14 protein-coding genes and 1 pseudogene are annotated in these 14,788 nt (G+C 69.2%); 5 read left to right on the forward strand and 10 right to left on the reverse strand.

Features of this window, described 5'->3' with window-relative positions:
• Positions 1 to 57: 57 nt before the first annotated feature.
• The 3 genes from IPG05_02955 to IPG05_02965 are packed head-to-tail and all read right to left on the reverse strand — an operon-like array spanning position 58 to position 2,656.
• The gene (locus IPG05_02955; protein MBK6494054.1) at positions 58 to 1,854 is read right to left on the reverse strand and encodes a long-chain fatty acid--CoA ligase; all 1,797 of its coding nucleotides are present in this window, start codon (positions 1,852 to 1,854) and stop codon (positions 58 to 60) included.
• Positions 1,851 to 2,216, reverse strand: a complete 366-nt coding sequence (locus IPG05_02960; protein ID MBK6494055.1) for a hypothetical protein — start codon at positions 2,214 to 2,216, stop codon at positions 1,851 to 1,853. Before IPG05_02960 ends, IPG05_02955 begins: the two co-directional genes overlap by 4 nt.
• Positions 2,213 to 2,656, reverse strand: coding sequence for a tetratricopeptide repeat protein (locus IPG05_02965; protein MBK6494056.1), 444 nt, complete (start codon positions 2,654 to 2,656; stop codon positions 2,213 to 2,215). Before IPG05_02965 ends, IPG05_02960 begins: the two co-directional genes overlap by 4 nt.
• A 142-nt stretch (positions 2,657 to 2,798) precedes the next feature.
• Here IPG05_02965 and IPG05_02970 point away from each other — a divergent pair, with 142 nt between their 5' ends.
• The gene (locus IPG05_02970) at positions 2,799 to 3,308 is read left to right on the forward strand and encodes a hypothetical protein (GenBank protein MBK6494057.1); all 510 of its coding nucleotides are present in this window, start codon (positions 2,799 to 2,801) and stop codon (positions 3,306 to 3,308) included.
• Positions 3,309 to 3,311: 3 nt separating this feature from the next.
• Here the strand turns inward: IPG05_02970 and IPG05_02975 are convergent, their stop codons facing one another.
• The 3 genes from IPG05_02975 to IPG05_02985 are packed head-to-tail and all read right to left on the reverse strand — an operon-like array spanning position 3,312 to position 6,637.
• Entirely contained in the window at positions 3,312 to 3,869 is a 558-nt protein-coding gene (locus tag IPG05_02975; GenBank protein MBK6494058.1) for a hypothetical protein, read from the reverse strand.
• A 12-nt stretch (positions 3,870 to 3,881) separates the two neighbouring features.
• The gene (gene ligA, locus IPG05_02980; protein ID MBK6494059.1) at positions 3,882 to 5,903 is read right to left on the reverse strand and encodes an NAD-dependent DNA ligase LigA; all 2,022 of its coding nucleotides are present in this window, start codon (positions 5,901 to 5,903) and stop codon (positions 3,882 to 3,884) included.
• The gene (locus IPG05_02985) at positions 5,900 to 6,637 is read right to left on the reverse strand and encodes a hypothetical protein (GenBank protein ID MBK6494060.1); all 738 of its coding nucleotides are present in this window, start codon (positions 6,635 to 6,637) and stop codon (positions 5,900 to 5,902) included. Before IPG05_02985 ends, ligA begins: the two co-directional genes overlap by 4 nt.
• Positions 6,638 to 6,736: 99 nt before the next feature.
• Here IPG05_02985 and IPG05_02990 point away from each other — a divergent pair, with 99 nt between their 5' ends.
• Positions 6,737 to 8,074, forward strand: a complete 1,338-nt coding sequence (locus IPG05_02990) for a thymidine phosphorylase (GenBank protein ID MBK6494061.1) — start codon at positions 6,737 to 6,739, stop codon at positions 8,072 to 8,074.
• On the forward strand, positions 8,074 to 8,346 hold the full coding sequence (locus IPG05_02995) for a hypothetical protein (protein MBK6494062.1): 273 nt from the start codon (positions 8,074 to 8,076) through the stop codon (positions 8,344 to 8,346). Before IPG05_02990 ends, IPG05_02995 begins: the two co-directional genes overlap by 1 nt.
• 95 nt (positions 8,347 to 8,441) lie before the next feature.
• Here the strand turns inward: IPG05_02995 and gyrB are convergent, their stop codons facing one another.
• From gyrB to IPG05_03015, 4 genes are read right to left on the reverse strand one after another with little or no spacing between them, the layout of a single operon-like run.
• Positions 8,442 to 10,379: a DNA topoisomerase (ATP-hydrolyzing) subunit B gene (gene gyrB / locus IPG05_03000; GenBank protein ID MBK6494063.1), complete on the reverse strand. Its 1,938-nt coding sequence runs from the start codon at positions 10,377 to 10,379 to the stop codon at positions 8,442 to 8,444.
• Between the two features lie 22 nt (positions 10,380 to 10,401).
• Complete coding sequence (locus IPG05_03005; GenBank protein MBK6494064.1) at positions 10,402 to 10,716, reverse strand: DUF721 domain-containing protein; 315 nt, start codon at positions 10,714 to 10,716, stop codon at positions 10,402 to 10,404.
• Positions 10,713 to 11,792: a DNA replication and repair protein RecF gene (gene recF / locus IPG05_03010; protein ID MBK6494065.1), complete on the reverse strand. Its 1,080-nt coding sequence runs from the start codon at positions 11,790 to 11,792 to the stop codon at positions 10,713 to 10,715. Before recF ends, IPG05_03005 begins: the two co-directional genes overlap by 4 nt.
• Positions 11,793 to 11,794: 2 nt before the next feature.
• Positions 11,795 to 12,580 (reverse strand): enoyl-CoA hydratase/isomerase family protein, encoded by a 786-nt coding sequence (locus IPG05_03015; protein ID MBK6494066.1) that lies wholly within the window; start codon positions 12,578 to 12,580, stop codon positions 11,795 to 11,797.
• A gap of 199 nt (positions 12,581 to 12,779) precedes the next feature.
• Between IPG05_03015 and glpK the strand changes: the two are divergent.
• Together glpK and IPG05_03025 are read left to right on the forward strand one after the other, a co-directional pair.
• Positions 12,780 to 14,235, forward strand: a pseudogene (gene glpK / locus IPG05_03020) (glycerol kinase GlpK).
• Positions 14,236 to 14,347: 112 nt separating this feature from the next.
• Positions 14,348 to 14,779: a cytochrome c maturation protein CcmE gene (locus tag IPG05_03025; protein MBK6494067.1), complete on the forward strand. Its 432-nt coding sequence runs from the start codon at positions 14,348 to 14,350 to the stop codon at positions 14,777 to 14,779.
• Positions 14,780 to 14,788: the final 9 nt, after the last annotated feature.

Here is a 14,788-nt window from a genome sequence, read left to right on the forward strand (position 1 = left end):
AAGCGCCGTGCTGACCGTTCGCCATGGTGTGGCACGTCCACTACACAAACGGGGCGTCTAGTCGTCGTCGCGGTACAGCGCCTCGATCTGCTCCTTGTTGTGCTCCTCGACCACGCGGCGCCGGATGGACTGCTTCGGCGTGAGTTCGCCCGCCTCGATGGTGAAGTCCTCGGCCAGGATGAGGAACTTCTTCGGGGTCTCGAACTGCGCCAGGTCGCGGAGACTCTTGCGCGCCTCGCGCGCCAGCTTGTCCTGCACCTCCGGCATGGTGACCAACTTCTCGGGAGGGAGCTTCGGCAGTCCCTTCACCGTGAGCCACGCGCCGAGCACGGAGAAGTTGGGGACCAGCAGCATGATCGGGAACTTCCGCTTGTCGCCCAGCATCACGGCGTTGGTGAAGAATTTGTTGGTCTTCAGCAACCCTTCGATCGGCTGGGGCGCGATGTTCTTGCCCCCGGCGGTGACGATCAAGTCCTTCTTGCGATCGGTGATGCGCAGGCAGCCCTCGCTGTCGATCTCGCCGATGTCGCCGGTGTGGAACCAGCGGTCCGCATCGATCGCTTCATCGGTCGCCCCGGGGAGGTTGTAATACCCCTGCATGACATGCGGCCCGCGGGTGAGGATCTCGCCATCGCCCGCGATCTTGATTTCGACGCCCGGGATCGGTCGCCCGACGGTGCCCGGCTTGTGCAGCGCCGGCGTGTTCACGGTGATCACCGGTGAGGTTTCGGTCAGGCCGTACCCCTCGTAGATCACCAGCTTTGCGGCGATGAAGAAGCGGCAGATCTCCGGATTGAGCGGCGCGCCTCCGGAGACCATCATCCGGATCCGGCCCCCGGTGCGGGCGCGCAGCTTCGAGAAGACCAGGGCGTCGGCGATCTTCATCCCGAACACGAGGCCCAGGGGGACGCGGCGCCGCGCGAGCGTGTAGTCGAGGTATTTCTCGCCCGTGGCGCGCGCCCACTCGAAGATGGCGCGCTTCGGCCCGCCGGCCGACATCGCGCCCTCGACCGCCCGGGCATAGATCTTCTCGTACAGGCGCGGCACGGACGCCAGCACGGTGGGCCGGACTTCGACCAGCTCCGCGGCGACGGTCTCATTCGACGTCGCATAGCTGATCTGCACGCCGGCGTACACCATCACGTAGTGCCCGACCATCCGCTCGAAGATGTGCGACAGCGGCAGGAAGGAGAGGCACTCGTCATCCGCACGGATGTCGAGCACGGACAACGACGACACGACGTTGCTGGTGATGTTGCCGTGCGAGAGCATCACCCCCTTCGGGTTGCCCGTCGTGCCGGAGGTGTAGATCAACGTGGCGAGGTCGCCCGGCGTGGCCAGGCGGGCCTCCGCCTCCCAGTCGGGGTATCGGGCCTCGGCGGCCGCGCCACGGGCGAGGAATTCGGTGAACGACTCCACGCCCTCGGGCCGCGGCGCTTCGTCGAAGAGCACGACCTTCGTGAGCGCCGGCAACTCCGCCCGGATCTCCAGGATCTTGGCGAGTTGCACCAGCGACGACACGAAGAGGACCCGGACCCCGGCGTCGTGCAGGATGTACTGCATCTGGCGGGCGGGGAGGGTCGGGTAGATCGGCACGTCGACGAGGCGGGCGGCGAGGCAGCCGAAATCGGTGATCGCCCATTCGGGGCGATTCTCCGACAGGATGCCGATCCGCTCGCCGGGGGCGAGCCCCAGCTCGCGGAGCGCGGCGTGTGCCGCCCGCACCTTGCCGTGCAGCGTCGGCCAGCTGATCGACTGCCATTGCCCGTCACGCTTGATCCGCATGACCACCGGTCGCTGTCCGAACCGCCGGGCGGCCTCGAAGAAGAGGTCGTTCAGCGTCGCCGGGGTCATGGGGTCGGCCCGGCGGAGCCGGTCACGGCCGGCAACAAGGTGATGCTGATCGGATCGGAACGGAGCGTGCCGACGGCGGCCTGCACGCGCGCGCTGCCGGTGGCCGCGCGTCCTGAAAGGATGCCCGTCGTCGAGTCGAGAACAACCAACGCCGTGTCGGTCGTGTACCAGCGAATCACCGAGGGCACCGAGTCGCCCTGCTGATTCAGCGCCCGCGCCCGGAGCGTGACCTCCTGGCCAAGGCGCAACGACACCGGGCTCTGGGTGCGCACCTCGATCGCGACGACGCCGTCGCTGTCGGCGGGCAGCGCCGAGCACGCGGCGAGCCCCGCACCAAGCAGCAGGAGGACGGGCGCTCTCACGCCGTCACCTCGCCGCCCTCGCCACCGTCGATCTCGGCGAGCGCGACGCGCGCATGATCGACCCATCGGGCCATCTCCGGGTCGCGTGGCGGGCGCGAGAGGAATGCGCGCAGGTGTTCGGCGGCACGCTCGAGGTCACCCCGACGCCGCAACAGAAACGCGAGGCCATAGTGGGCACCCGCGAGATCAGGCTGCAGTTCGAGGGCCCGGCGGTAATGGCGGATGGCTTCTTCCTGACGCCCCGTGCGCGAGAGGGCAATCGCGATGTACTGGAGGACCTTCACGTTGGCCGGTTCGTCCCGCAACGCCAGCTGGTACGAGGTGATGGCACCCTCGAAGTCGCCGTGGCGCTCGAGCGCGAGTCCCTCGTTCAGGTAATCGAGGCGTTGGGGCTTGATCGACCCGCCGTCGCCGGCCAGGATCTTCTTCCACCAACTCACCGCGGGGGCCGCTTCGCAAGGGAAGGCATCCCGGTAACTTAGGCCGCGCCGACGGCCGGGGCAACGCACGTCCCCGGCGCCCCGCGACCGGTGTTAGCTTGGCCAGAGCGGTGTGCCTGCCGCGACACCCCAGGAGGATCCCGTGCCTCGTCCCCGTCCCACCCCTGCCCGCGAGATCCTGGAAGTCGATTGGCCGTTCTTCGGGGAGCTCTGCCGCGCCTTGGCCCTGAAGGTCGCCCGCGCCTATCAACCCGAGGTCGTCCTCGGCATCGCGAAGGCCGGCGTGATCCCCGCCGCAATTGTCGCGACGATCCTGCAGTGCGATTACGCCAGCATCACCATCGCGCGCGCCACCCTGGACGCCGAGCCGGAGTTGATGATCGGCCCGCCCCCCTCGATCCGTGGCAAACGCGTGCTGCTGGTGGATGAAACCTGCGACAGCGGCGACACGATGAAGCTCGCGCTCCACGCGGTTCGGGCGTCGAGGCCCGCCGAGGTGCGTACCGCCGTCTCGTTCAGCACGGGGCGATGGGCCACGGACTTTCACGCCTTCGCGACGACGAAGGCGATCGTGCTGCCATGGGATCGAGAGGTGGTCGACGAGGGCGAGCTGGTGATGCGCCCCGATCTGCGAAGCTATCTGGAGGGCTGAGCGTCAGGTCGCGTGCAGGGCCGCCGGAAGTTCCTCGGCGCTGAAGGCCTCATGCCACGGCCGACCGGCGGCCAGCAGGTCGTAGACCGACGCCAGCGTGGCGGCCGACCCGGCGAGAAAGCGACAGGCCTCCGCACCATGCGACCGGCATTCCACCTCGAGGACGGCGATCGGCGCGCCGCCCTGCGCGGTCAGGAAGGCAGCGAAACAGCCGCATGAGAAGTGGCAGGACGGTCGATCCGCCGTGCCGGGCTCCGCCTCCGCCCAGTCTCCCGCCTCGAGCAGCAGCGCGCGATCACCGAGTGCCGTCGTCGAGAGCGACCCCCAGCCCAGGCCCACACAGAGCTCGTCGAGCAGCGGCCCGAACCAGCGCAGGTCGAGCCGGCGCGCGTCGTCGAGCCCGGTGCGTTCGGCCACCCGATTGCGCCAGCGCTCGGCGAGCGCATCGCCGGAGGCAAAGCCCGCATCCTGGAGCATGTCCGCGGCGGCGGCCGGCACGGCATCGTGCAGGCGGCGACGCAGACGGTGGAGCGAGGCGGGGGCGATGGTGAAGAGCGACATGGCGAGGCGAAGCTACGCGTCGGGGGTGAGCCGCCGCAAGAGCTCGGCTTCATCGATGATGGTGATGCCGAGCTGCTGGGCCTTCGCCTGCTTCTCGCCGGCATCGGCGCCCGCCACCACCAGATCGGTCTTCTTGGAGACGCTGGAGGTCACGGTGCCGCCGGCCGCCTCGATTCGCGACGTCGCCTCCCCCCGCGAGAGGGTCGGCAGCGCGCCCGTCAGGACCACGCGCAGGCCGGCGAGCGGTCGTGGTCCATCCGGCCCGTCCGACGCCTCGTGGAGGGCCACCGCGGCCGCCTCGAGCCGATCGAGCAGCGCGGCGCTCGTCGCGTCGGCCAGGAATGCGGCGACTGAGTTGGCGATGGTCGGGCCGATTCCCTCGATCGCCTCGAGGCGTGCGGCGTCGCTCTGGCGCAGCGCTGCGAGCGAGCCGAAGGCACGGGCGATGCTCTTCGCCGCCGCCGTCCCGACGTGCCGAATTCCCAACGCGACGAGCAGCGCGCGGAGCGGACGGCCCTTCGAGGCCGCGATGGCGTCGACGAGGGAGCGCGCCGACTGCTCGGCGAAGCCGTCGAGTTGGAGCAGTGCGTCCGCGGTGAGGGTGTAGAGGTCGGCGGCGTCCGCCACCAACCCCGCCTCCAGCAACTGGCGCAGTCGTTCAGGGCCGAGGCCGGTGACGTCCATCGCCCCGCGGGAGACAAAGTGCACCAGCCCTTCGTACGCGCGACCCGGGCACCGGCTGTTCGGACAGTAGCGATTGACCTCGCCTTCCGGCTTCACCAGCGCGGTATGGCAGATCGGGCAATGCGTCGGGGCGAGCCACTCGACTTCGGCGCCGGTGCGCTTGCTGCGATCCGGTCCGAGGACCTTCGGAATCACCTCACCCGAACGGATCACCTCGACGATGTCGCCGATGCGCACGTCGCGCTGCGCGATGATCTCCTCGTTGTGGAGCGTCGCGCGGGACACGGTCGCACCGCCCACCCGCACCGGCTCGAGGATCGCCGTCGGCGCGAGGGCACCGGTCCGACCGATGTTCACCTCGATCGCGAGCAGCCGCGTGAAGGCGCTCTCGGCCGGGAACTTTCGCGCGATCGCCCAGCGCGGCACGCGGCCACCAATCACGCCCAACTCCTCCTGCAGGCGCAACGCGTCGACCTTGATCACCAGGCCGTCGGCATCGAAGGGCAATGCCCGAATCCGCTCGCTCCAGTCGGCGACGGTGGCCTGGACCGCTGCGAGGTCCGGGTGGACGCTCCACCCCGGCGCCACCGGGAAGCCCCACGCGGCCAGCTGCTCGAGCGCCTCATGGTGATGCGCGACGTGCCATCCCGTCGAGAGCGGGACCACCTGATAGCCGAAGAAGCGGAGCCGCCGTCGCCGAGCCTCGGCGGGGTCGAGCTGGCGGAGCGCGCCAGCCGCGGCGTTGCGTGGGTTCTGCAGCAGCTCCTGGCCGGCAGCTTCGCGGAGCCGGTTCACGGCGGCGAAGCCGCGGCGATCGATGTAGACCTCGCCGCGCACTTCCATGCGAGCCGGCCAGCCGCTCCCCGCGAGCTGGAGCGGGATGTCGGCGATCGCGCGGACGTTGCCGGTGATCTCCTCGCCCTCACTGCCGTCGCCGCGCGTGACACCGCGCACCAGCACCCCATCCTCGTACGTGAGCGAGAGCGCGGCCCCATCGATCTTTACCTCGACGAGGATCGCCGCGGTCTGCACCCGCGAGTCCACCTTGGCAATCTTCTCGAACCACGCGGCGAGTTCGTCGTCGGAAAAGGCGTTGTCGAGCGAGAGCATCGGGACGGCATGCTGCGCCTTCGGGAGAAAGGCCGCGACCTGCCCCCCGACGCGCCGCGTCGGCGAGTCTGCGCTCAGGAGCTCCGGATGCTCGGTCTCGAGGGCTTGCAGGCGCCGGAAGAGGACGTCGTATTCCGCATCGCTGATCTCGGGCGCATCGAGGTCGTAGTACGCACGACTGGCCCGCTGCAGCTCGTCACGCAGTCGGGCCGCCTCGTCGGCGGGGCGGAGTGCGGTCACGGCTTCAGGTGGGTGGCGACCCGCGTGGCGAGGGCGAGCGCCTGTCGCTTGTAGGTCGCGTCCATCGGTTCGAGGGGAGGGAGCTGGGCGATCACGTCGAGTTGCGCCTTCGCCTCGCTCCACTTCTGGCGGTCGGCCAGGATCAGCGCGAGGTCGAGTCGGTGATACACCCACTGCGGCCGCAAGTCGACGGCGACGCGCAGCAGCCGTTCCGCCTCGTCCCACGAGGCCTCGTTGAAGATCGCCGCGCCCATGAAGTTCTTGGCGAAGAACCGCTCCAGCGCGGAGAGGCGCTGAATCTCGGCATGCCAACGACCCAGCACGTGGTAGGCACCGTCGTGCTTCGGGTCGATTTCGATGGCACGGAGCGCCTCGGCACGGATCTCGGCGGCCCGCTGGATCCGCTCCTTCTTGCTCTTGGTCAGCGAGGTGCGCCCGATGGCATTGGCGAGGATGAAATGCCCGTCGGCCCCATCGGGCTTCGCGGCGGTGGCCCGACGTGCGTAGCTTTCCGCCACGACGTAGAGGGAATCCCGGGCCGGGTCCCGCCGTTCCTCCGGGACCTGCTTCCCGATGTCGAGCAGGACGGCCGCCAATCGCCAATTGGCTTCATAGGAGGCCGGCTCAAGCCGAGTGGCCTCCTCGAGGTGGCGGCGCGCCGTCTGGAAGTCGTGACCCTCCATCGCGCGCGTCCCGAGCATCAAGGCATCCTGCGCCACCAGGGTGGCGGGCACGCCGAGGCAGAGAAGACCGACAAGACGGGCGATGTGGTGGTATCCCTGCATGACTCGGTTCCTCACATGTCGACATGGGGCCTGACGGCCCGAGGCAGAATGGTCGTTCCACGCCTGATCGAACGCAAGCGAGACGGGGGTGCGCTGACCGGAGACGAGTGGCGCGAACTGATCGCCCACTACGCCACCGGCGACGTGCCGGACTACCAGATGTCCGCCCTCGCCATGGCGGTGGTGTTCCGCGGCCTCACGCCCGAGGAACTGGATGCCCTGACGCAGGCGATGCTCAACTCGGGGGAGCGTCTGGCCCGGTCGGGCGATGGCCGCCCCAGGATCGACAAGCACTCCACCGGTGGCGTCGGGGACAAGACCTCGCTGATCCTCGCCCCCCTGCTGGCCGCCTGCGGCGTCGCGGTGCCGATGATGTCCGGCCGGGGACTCGGGCACACCGGTGGTACCCTCGACAAGCTCGAAGCGATCCCCGGCTTCACCACCCGGATGCCGTTGCGCGAGGCGGTCCGCCAACTCGACGCGATCGGCGTGGTGATGTTCGGACAGACGGAGGAGATCGTCCCGGCCGACCGCCGGCTCTACGCGCTCCGCGATGTCAGCGGGACGGTCGAATCGATCCCGCTGATCACCGCGAGCATCATGTCGAAGAAACTGGCCGAGCAGCTCGACGGCCTGGTGCTCGACGTGAAGGTCGGCAGCGGGGCCTTCATGCCGAAGCTCGAGGATGCCCGCACGCTGGCACGCACCATGGTCGGCGTCGGCGAACAAGCGGGCTGCCGCACCGTGGCGCTGCTCACCGCCATGGATCGGCCCCTCGGCCGGACGGCCGGAAATGCCATCGAGGTCGTCGAGTCGATCGCGGCGCTCCGCGGCGAGGAGCACGGCGAATTGATGGAGGTGACTCTGGCCCTGGGCGCAGAGATGTTGCTCGTCGCGGGGAAGGCGACGACTCGCGTGGACGCGATCCGGACGCTGCAGGCGGCGATCGATTCCGGGGCGGCACTCGATCGCTTCCGCGAGGTGATCCGCTGGCAGGGGGGTGACCCGGCAGTGGTCGATGCGCCGGCGCTGCTCCCCCAAGCCCCGGTGATCCGTCACCTGGCCGTCGGCCGCAGTGGCCGGATGCCACCACTGCCGCCCCGCATCCTCGGCGAGGCGATCGTCGCGATGGGCGGGGGCCGCCGCACGGCGGCCGATCCCGTCGATCCCGCGGTCGGACTGGAACTGCTCTGTCCCGCCGGACAGGCGATGCAGGCGACCGATCCGTTCGCCGTCGTCCACGCCCGGACCGACGCCGATGCCGACCTCGCCGAAGCCGCCCTGCGCCGGGCGCTGGACGCCGCCTGGGCCACGGGGGCGGAGCCGTTGCCGTTGATCATCGAGCGCATCACGCTGGATCACACCGAACCGTATGGAGACGCCTGATGGGCGCACTGATCGGCCTCGCGGCACTCGCCGCCCTCTTCGCCTGGTTGATGGGCTTCGGCTCCCACCGTCCGCCGGCGGCGCCCGAGGACGATGTCGAGACGCCGGTCGACGTCGACGAATTGGAGCAGGCGGAGCTCGAGATGCGCGACGATCGCTCGGCGCGCGCCATCGGCGACGCCCTCGCCGGCGAAGTCACCGAAGACGGCGAGGAAGAGGAGGACTGGGGACCGGGCTCGCCGGGGCACGGGGGATTGCCGGGGATCAGCTGAACGCGAGAAGCGAGAAGCGAGAAGCGAGAAGCGTGGTGTCACGGAGAGATTTCCCCGTCGCACCACGCTTCTCGCTTCTCGCTTCTCGAGCTCCGCTACACGTCCAAGACGCTCACATACTTCGCATTCGCCTCGATGAACTGCCGGCGCGGTTCGACGTTGTCGCCCATCAGTTCATCGAAGAGCTTCGAGGCCTCGACGGCATCCTGCAGGGTGACGCGGAGGACCGTGCGAGTGACCGGATCCATCGTGGTCTTCCAGAGCTGCTCGGGGTTCATTTCGCCGAGGCCCTTGTAGCGCTGGACGCCGACGTTCCCCTTGCCGCCTTCGGCGAGGCGACGCTGGAACTCGCTGCGCTCCTCTTCCGTGTAGGCGTAGTACTCCTCGCGGCCGCGGGCGACGCGATAGAGGGGCGGCTGGGCGATGAAGATGTAGCCGGCCTCGATCAGCTCCGGCATCTGCCGGAAGAAGAAGGTCAGCAGCAGCGTCCGGATGTGCGCGCCGTCGACGTCGGCGTCGGTCATCAGGATGATCTTCTGGTAGCGCACCTTCGCGATGTCGAAGTCCTCGCGGACGCCGGCGCCGATGGCGGTGATCATCGAGCGGATTTCCTCGTTGCCGAGGATCCGGTCGATGCGCGCGCGCTCGACGTTGAGGATCTTGCCGCGCAGCGGGAGGATCGCCTGGAAGGAGCGGTTGCGCCCCTGCTTGGCCGAGCCGCCGGCCGAGTCGCCCTCGACCAGGTAGATCTCGCAGAGCGCCGGGTCGTCGCTGGAGCAGTCCGCGAGCTTGCCCGGGAGCACCGCGTTCTCGAGGCCGGTCTTCTTGCGGACCAGTTCGCGCGCCTTCCGCGCCGCTTCGCGGGCGCGTGCGGCCGAGACCGCCTTGTCGATGATGGCGCGGCCGACCGACGGGTTCTCGTCGAGGAACTGCGCCAGATGCTCGTTGACGATGGCGCGGACGATCCCCTCGACCTCGCCGTTGCCGAGCTTGGTCTTGGTCTGCCCTTCGAACTGCGGCTCGCGCACCTTGACGTGCAGCACACAGGTGAGCCCCTCGCGGGCGTCCTCGCCGCTCAGCGTGAAGCCTTCCTTCTTGAGCGCGTTCGACTTCTTCACCACCTCGTTGACGGTCCGCGTGAGCGCCGAGCGGAAGCCGGTGAGGTGGGTGCCGCCCTCGTGGGTGTTGATGTTGTTCACGAAGGTGAAGGTGTTCTCGTTGTAGCCGTCCTCGTACTGCAGCGCGCAGTCGACATCGACGTCGTCGCGGGTCGCCGAGAAGTGGACCGGCTTCGGGTGGAGCACCTTCTTGGAGCGGTTGAGCCACGTGACGAACTCGACCAGGCCGCCCTTGTAGAGGAAGGTCTCGCTCCGCGGGGTCTCGTCGCGCTCGTCCGTCAGCGTGATGCCGATGCCGCCGTTGAGGAAGGCGAGCTGCCGCAACCGGTCCTCGAGCGTGCGCCACGAATACTCGAGCACCGAAAAGATCTCGGGGTCCGGCTTGAAGTGCACGGTGGTCCCGGTACCCGGGGCCATGCCGATCACGCTGAGCTTCTGCTTCGTCTGGCCGCGCACGAACGACATCTGGTGCCGCGCGCCGCCGCGATCGACCGTGACGACGAGCGATTCCGAGAGGGCGTTGACGACCGACACGCCGACGCCGTGCAGGCCGCCCGAGACCTTGTAGGAATTCTTGTCGAACTTGCCGCCGGCATGCAGCACCGTCAGCGCGAGCTCAACGCCCGGGATCCCCTCGGTGGGGTGAATGTCCACCGGGATGCCGCGACCATTGTCGGCGACGGTGATCGAATTGTCCCGATGGATGGTGACATCGATCTTGTCGCAGTACCCCGCCAGCGCCTCGTCGATCGAGTTGTCCACGACTTCGTAGACGAGGTGGTGCAACCCGTTCTCGCCGGTGGAGCCGATGTACATGCCCGGCCGCTTGCGTACCGCCTCCAGCCCCTTGAGGACCGTGATGCTGTCGGCGGCGTAACCCTTCTTGTCCGGGTCGTTCGTGTCGTTGTTGGCCATGCGTCCTCGCGCTCGAGAGCGATCAGGGCCGGTCCAGGGGACCGACCATCCAGCGAATGTGTTGCACGCGGCCGCTGCGCGAGCCATTCAGGCGCGCCAGGATCCGCGGTGTCATCAGGCCCAGCTCGGTCGCCCACGCCGGCGTGGCGACTCGTACCATCAGCGTCCCGTCGGGGGTGACCGAGACCGCTTGCGTGACCGCCGCGATCTGCGGGCCGACCCGCTCCGGCCAGTCATCGACCGCGGTGGCCAGGTCGAGACGTTTTCCCAGTCCCGACCCCGCGAGCCACTGCTCAAGCGCCTTCGCGAACGGCGTCGGTGCCTTCGGTCGATTCACGCCGGGCGCTCCAGCGGCGTCACTACGCCATCGGTCACCTGCCAGCGGGGCAACGCCAGTTGCCGCGGCAATTCCTCGAGGCGCGGGGCGGTCACGATCCGCTGCCCGGGGCGGTGCACCAGCCGTTCTGCCAGACGCCGCTGCCGATCATCGTCGAGCTCCGCGAAGACATCGTCCACCAGCAGGGCGGGGCGCACCCCGCGTCGGGCGGCCAGCGTTTCCTGCTCGAGAAAGCGCAGGGCGATCGCGGCGGAGCGCTGCTGGCCGGTCGAGCCGTAGTCACGCAGCGCGTGCCCGCCGAGCGAGAAGACGAGATCGTCACGATGCGGCCCGACGTGGCTCTGGCCTCGTGCCAGGTCCCGCGTGCGCGAGGCCGCCAGTCGCGTGGGCCACGCATCGGCCTCGGCCAGCGCGTGATCCGTCCGATATCGCAGCGCCACCGGGGCCGCCTCGCCGAGCGCGGCGAGCTCCTCGGCCCACGGCTCCGCCGCCTCGTCGCTCCACGCCAGCCGGGCCGCGATCACGGCAGCACCTTCGCGGGCCAGCGCGCCATCGAAGGCCCCCGCCGAGGTGGCATCGCCCTGGCGCAATGCTGCGTTCCGTTGGGCCAACGCGGCACGGTAGCGCAACAGCGACTCAAGATACGGTCGCGACGCGAGCGAGAGCATCCGATCCAGCCAGCGCCGGCGTTCGCCCGCACCACCCTGCACCAACGCGAGATCGGTCGGCAGAAACGCCACGGCCAGCCAGCGCCCGAGCGCGGCAGCGCGCCCTGCCATCTCCTCGCCATCGATCGTGATTCGCTTCCGACGCGTCGCCGTGGCCCACGTCGTCGCGATCACCGGCCCGTCCGACAGCGCCACCGTCACGTGGAAGCCGGGGCCACCGAACTGCGCCAACTCGCGATCGGCTGCGCCGCGGATCGAGCGGAAGAGGACCGGATAGGCCAACGCTTCAAGCAGGTTGGTCTTCCCGTGGCCATTCGGCCCGACCAGCGCGACCCCCTCGGCGGGGAGCGTCAACTCGGCATCCGCCAGGTTGCGGAAGCTCCGCACCAGCAGCGTGGCCGCGCGCATGCCTACTGGCCGCGAAACTGCGCCGGCCGCTTCTCCAGAAACGCCGTCGTCCCCTCGCGCTTCTCGTCGCTGCCGCATGCCACGCCGAACTGCACCGCCTCGTGGGCGAGGGCCGCGTCGAGGGGCAGGTCGAGCGCCGCGTCCACCGATTCCAGCACGAGGCGCACTGCCATCGGCCCCATCTGCAGGATGGTGCGCGCGAGGGCCTTGGCATCCTCCACGAGCGACTCCAGCGGCACCACCTTGTTCACCAAGCCGATGCGATGCGCCTCGGCGGCGTCGATCATGGCGCTGCTCAGGAGGAGCTCAAGCGCGCGCCCCCGCCCCACGAGACGCGGCAGCCGCACGGTGCCGCCATAGCCGGGGATCAACCCCAGCTTCACTTCCGGCTGGCCGAACTTCGCGTTCGGCGACGCGTAGCGGATGTGGCACGCCATGGCGAGTTCGCACCCGCCGCCAAGGGCGAAGCCGTTGATCGCCGCGATCACCGGCTTGCCGAGTGTTTCGAGCGCCCGGAACGCCGCATGGCCCTTCGCCGAGAGTCGCTCGCCCGAGGCCGCATCGGTCTGGGCGATCTCGGCGATATCCGCCCCCGCAACAAACGCCTTTTCGCCAGCACCCGTCAGCACCACGGCGCGCACGGCATCGTCGGCACGTGCCCACGTCGCCAGCGCCGCCAGATCGGTGATCACGGCGTCATTCAGGGCGTTGAGCTTGTCGGGGCGATTGATGGTGGCAACGACGATTCCGTCGGCGTCCTGGGCGGTCAGGAGGGTGGTGTAAGGCATCGCGGAAAGATAAGGGGGGAGGGGGTTGGGGGTGAGGGGTCGCGTGGTATCGCGTGACCTGTGACCGGTGACCAGTAACCCGGGGGTTTCCAGTAACTCCATTCTCCGCTTGGTTTAGCCGTAACCCGTCCCAATAACCGGTCACTGGTCACAGGTCACTGGTCACCAGACTCGTGATCCTCCGACTCCCGGAGCGCCCATCCCGTTCATCCTCGCCCTCGACCAAGGCACCACCAGCTCCACCGCGCTCGTGGTGGGTCCGGATGGCCGCATTCTGGGCCGGGCGACCCGGGAGATCCCTCAGCACTTTCCGGCCCCAGGGAAGTCGAGCACGACCCCACGCTGCTCTTCCACGCGACCGTGGCGGCTGGGCGCGAGGCGCTGTCCATCGCCGGGGTCGCGGTCGACGCGATTGGCATCACCAACCAACGCGAGACACTCGTCCTCTGGGACCACGCGACGCTCGAGCCGATCGGCCGGGCCATCGTCTGGCAGGATCGACGCACGGCCGCACGCTGCGCCGAGCTTCGGGCGGCGGGGCACGAAGCCGAGATCCGCGCCCGCACCGGACTGGTGCTCGATCCCTACTTCTCGGCGACCAAGCTGGAGTGGCTCCTGCGTGACCCTGCGCTGCGCGCGCGTGCCGAGGAGGGAGCCTTCGGGTCGGGACCGTCGAGAGCTGGTTGGTCGTGCGACTCACGGGGGGCGTGCACGTCTCCGATCCGACCAACAGTTCGCGGACCATGCTGGCGTCGCTCGCGACCGGCGAGTGGGACACCACCCTCCTCGACCTCTTCGGCGTCCCCGTCGGGATCTTGCCCACCATCGTGCCATCGTCTGGCGTCGTGGGGATGGCGCAGGCGGAGTGGTTCGGGCGCGAGCTGCCCATCGCCGGATTGGCGGGCGATCAACAGGCGGCCCTCTTTGGCCAGGGGTGCGTCACCGCCGGCAGCGCGAAGATCACCTACGGCACCGGGGCCTTCCTGCTCCGCTTCGTCGGGACCGACGGCGCCCAGCCGCCTGCGCCCGGGGTGCTCGCGACCATCGCGGTGGGTGCCGCCGGCGAGCGCGCCTGGGCGCTCGAGGGGAGCGTCTTTGTCGCGGGCGCGGCGGTGCAGTGGCTGCGGGATGGCCTGGGGCTCCTCGGCAAGCCAAGCGAATCGGCTGCCTTGGCGGCGACTGTGACCGATACTGGAGGAGTGGTGGTGGTCCCTGCCTTCACTGGCCTCGGCGCCCCGTACTGGAACGCCGACGCGCGGGGGATGGTGACCGGGCTGACCCGCGGGACGACCAAGGCCCACCTGGTCCGCGCCACCCTCGAGTCGGTGGCGCACCAGACGGTCGACCTGGTCGAGGCGATGGGCGGGGTCAGCGCGTTGCGGGTCGATGGCGGCGCGGCGGCCAACGACTGGCTGATGCAGGTGCAGGCCGACCTGCTCGGCGTCCCGATCGAGCGGCCAGCGGCCGTCGAACTCACCGCCTACGGCGCGGCTCGGCTGGCGGCGCAGGGCATTGGGGGCTCGCTCCCCTCGGCTGCCGAGCTGGGCGGGGGGACAATCTTCGAACCCCGGGCGACAGGCCATTGGCGGGCGGAGCGGCGGGCGGAGTGGCGACGGGCGGTCGGGGCGGTCCTCCACTGGGCCCAGGATCGATGATCGAGGTCCGATGATCGATGGTCGATCATCGATCATCCCCGTTCCAGCTCGGCGGACCCCTTTTCATCTATTCCGGGGTATATTTGCCCATCTCCTTGGGGAGCGTCACACCATGAAGCCCAGCACCAAGTTCGCACTCGGCAGCGTTGCCATCGTCGCCGTCGTTTCGCTCCTGATGATCGAAGGCGTGAAGCAGACGGGGACCTACTTCCTCACGCCGTCGCAGCTGGTCGCGAAGGCGGCGGAGGATCCCTCGCTGCACGACGTCGGCGTCAAGGTGAGTGCGAAGGTGGTGCAGGGATCGATCAAGCGCGATCCCGCGGCACAACGGGTCGACTTCACGATCAGCGACGGGACGCAGTCGTTCCCGGTGACCTACACCGGCCTGGTGCCGGATACCTTCACCGACAAGAACGAAATCGAGGTCGTCGCCGAGGGAAAGTTCGGACGCGACGGCACCTTCCACGCGACCGTCCTCGTTGCCAAGTGCGGGTCCCGCTACGAAGCGCAGTGGGACGAGATGGCGAAGAACAAAACCACCTGAGCGGGGCCA

The sequence above is a fragment of the Gemmatimonadota bacterium genome, from assembly GCA_016704275.1.
In the GTDB taxonomy this organism is placed as follows: domain Bacteria; phylum Gemmatimonadota; class Gemmatimonadetes; order Gemmatimonadales; family GWC2-71-9; genus Palsa-1233.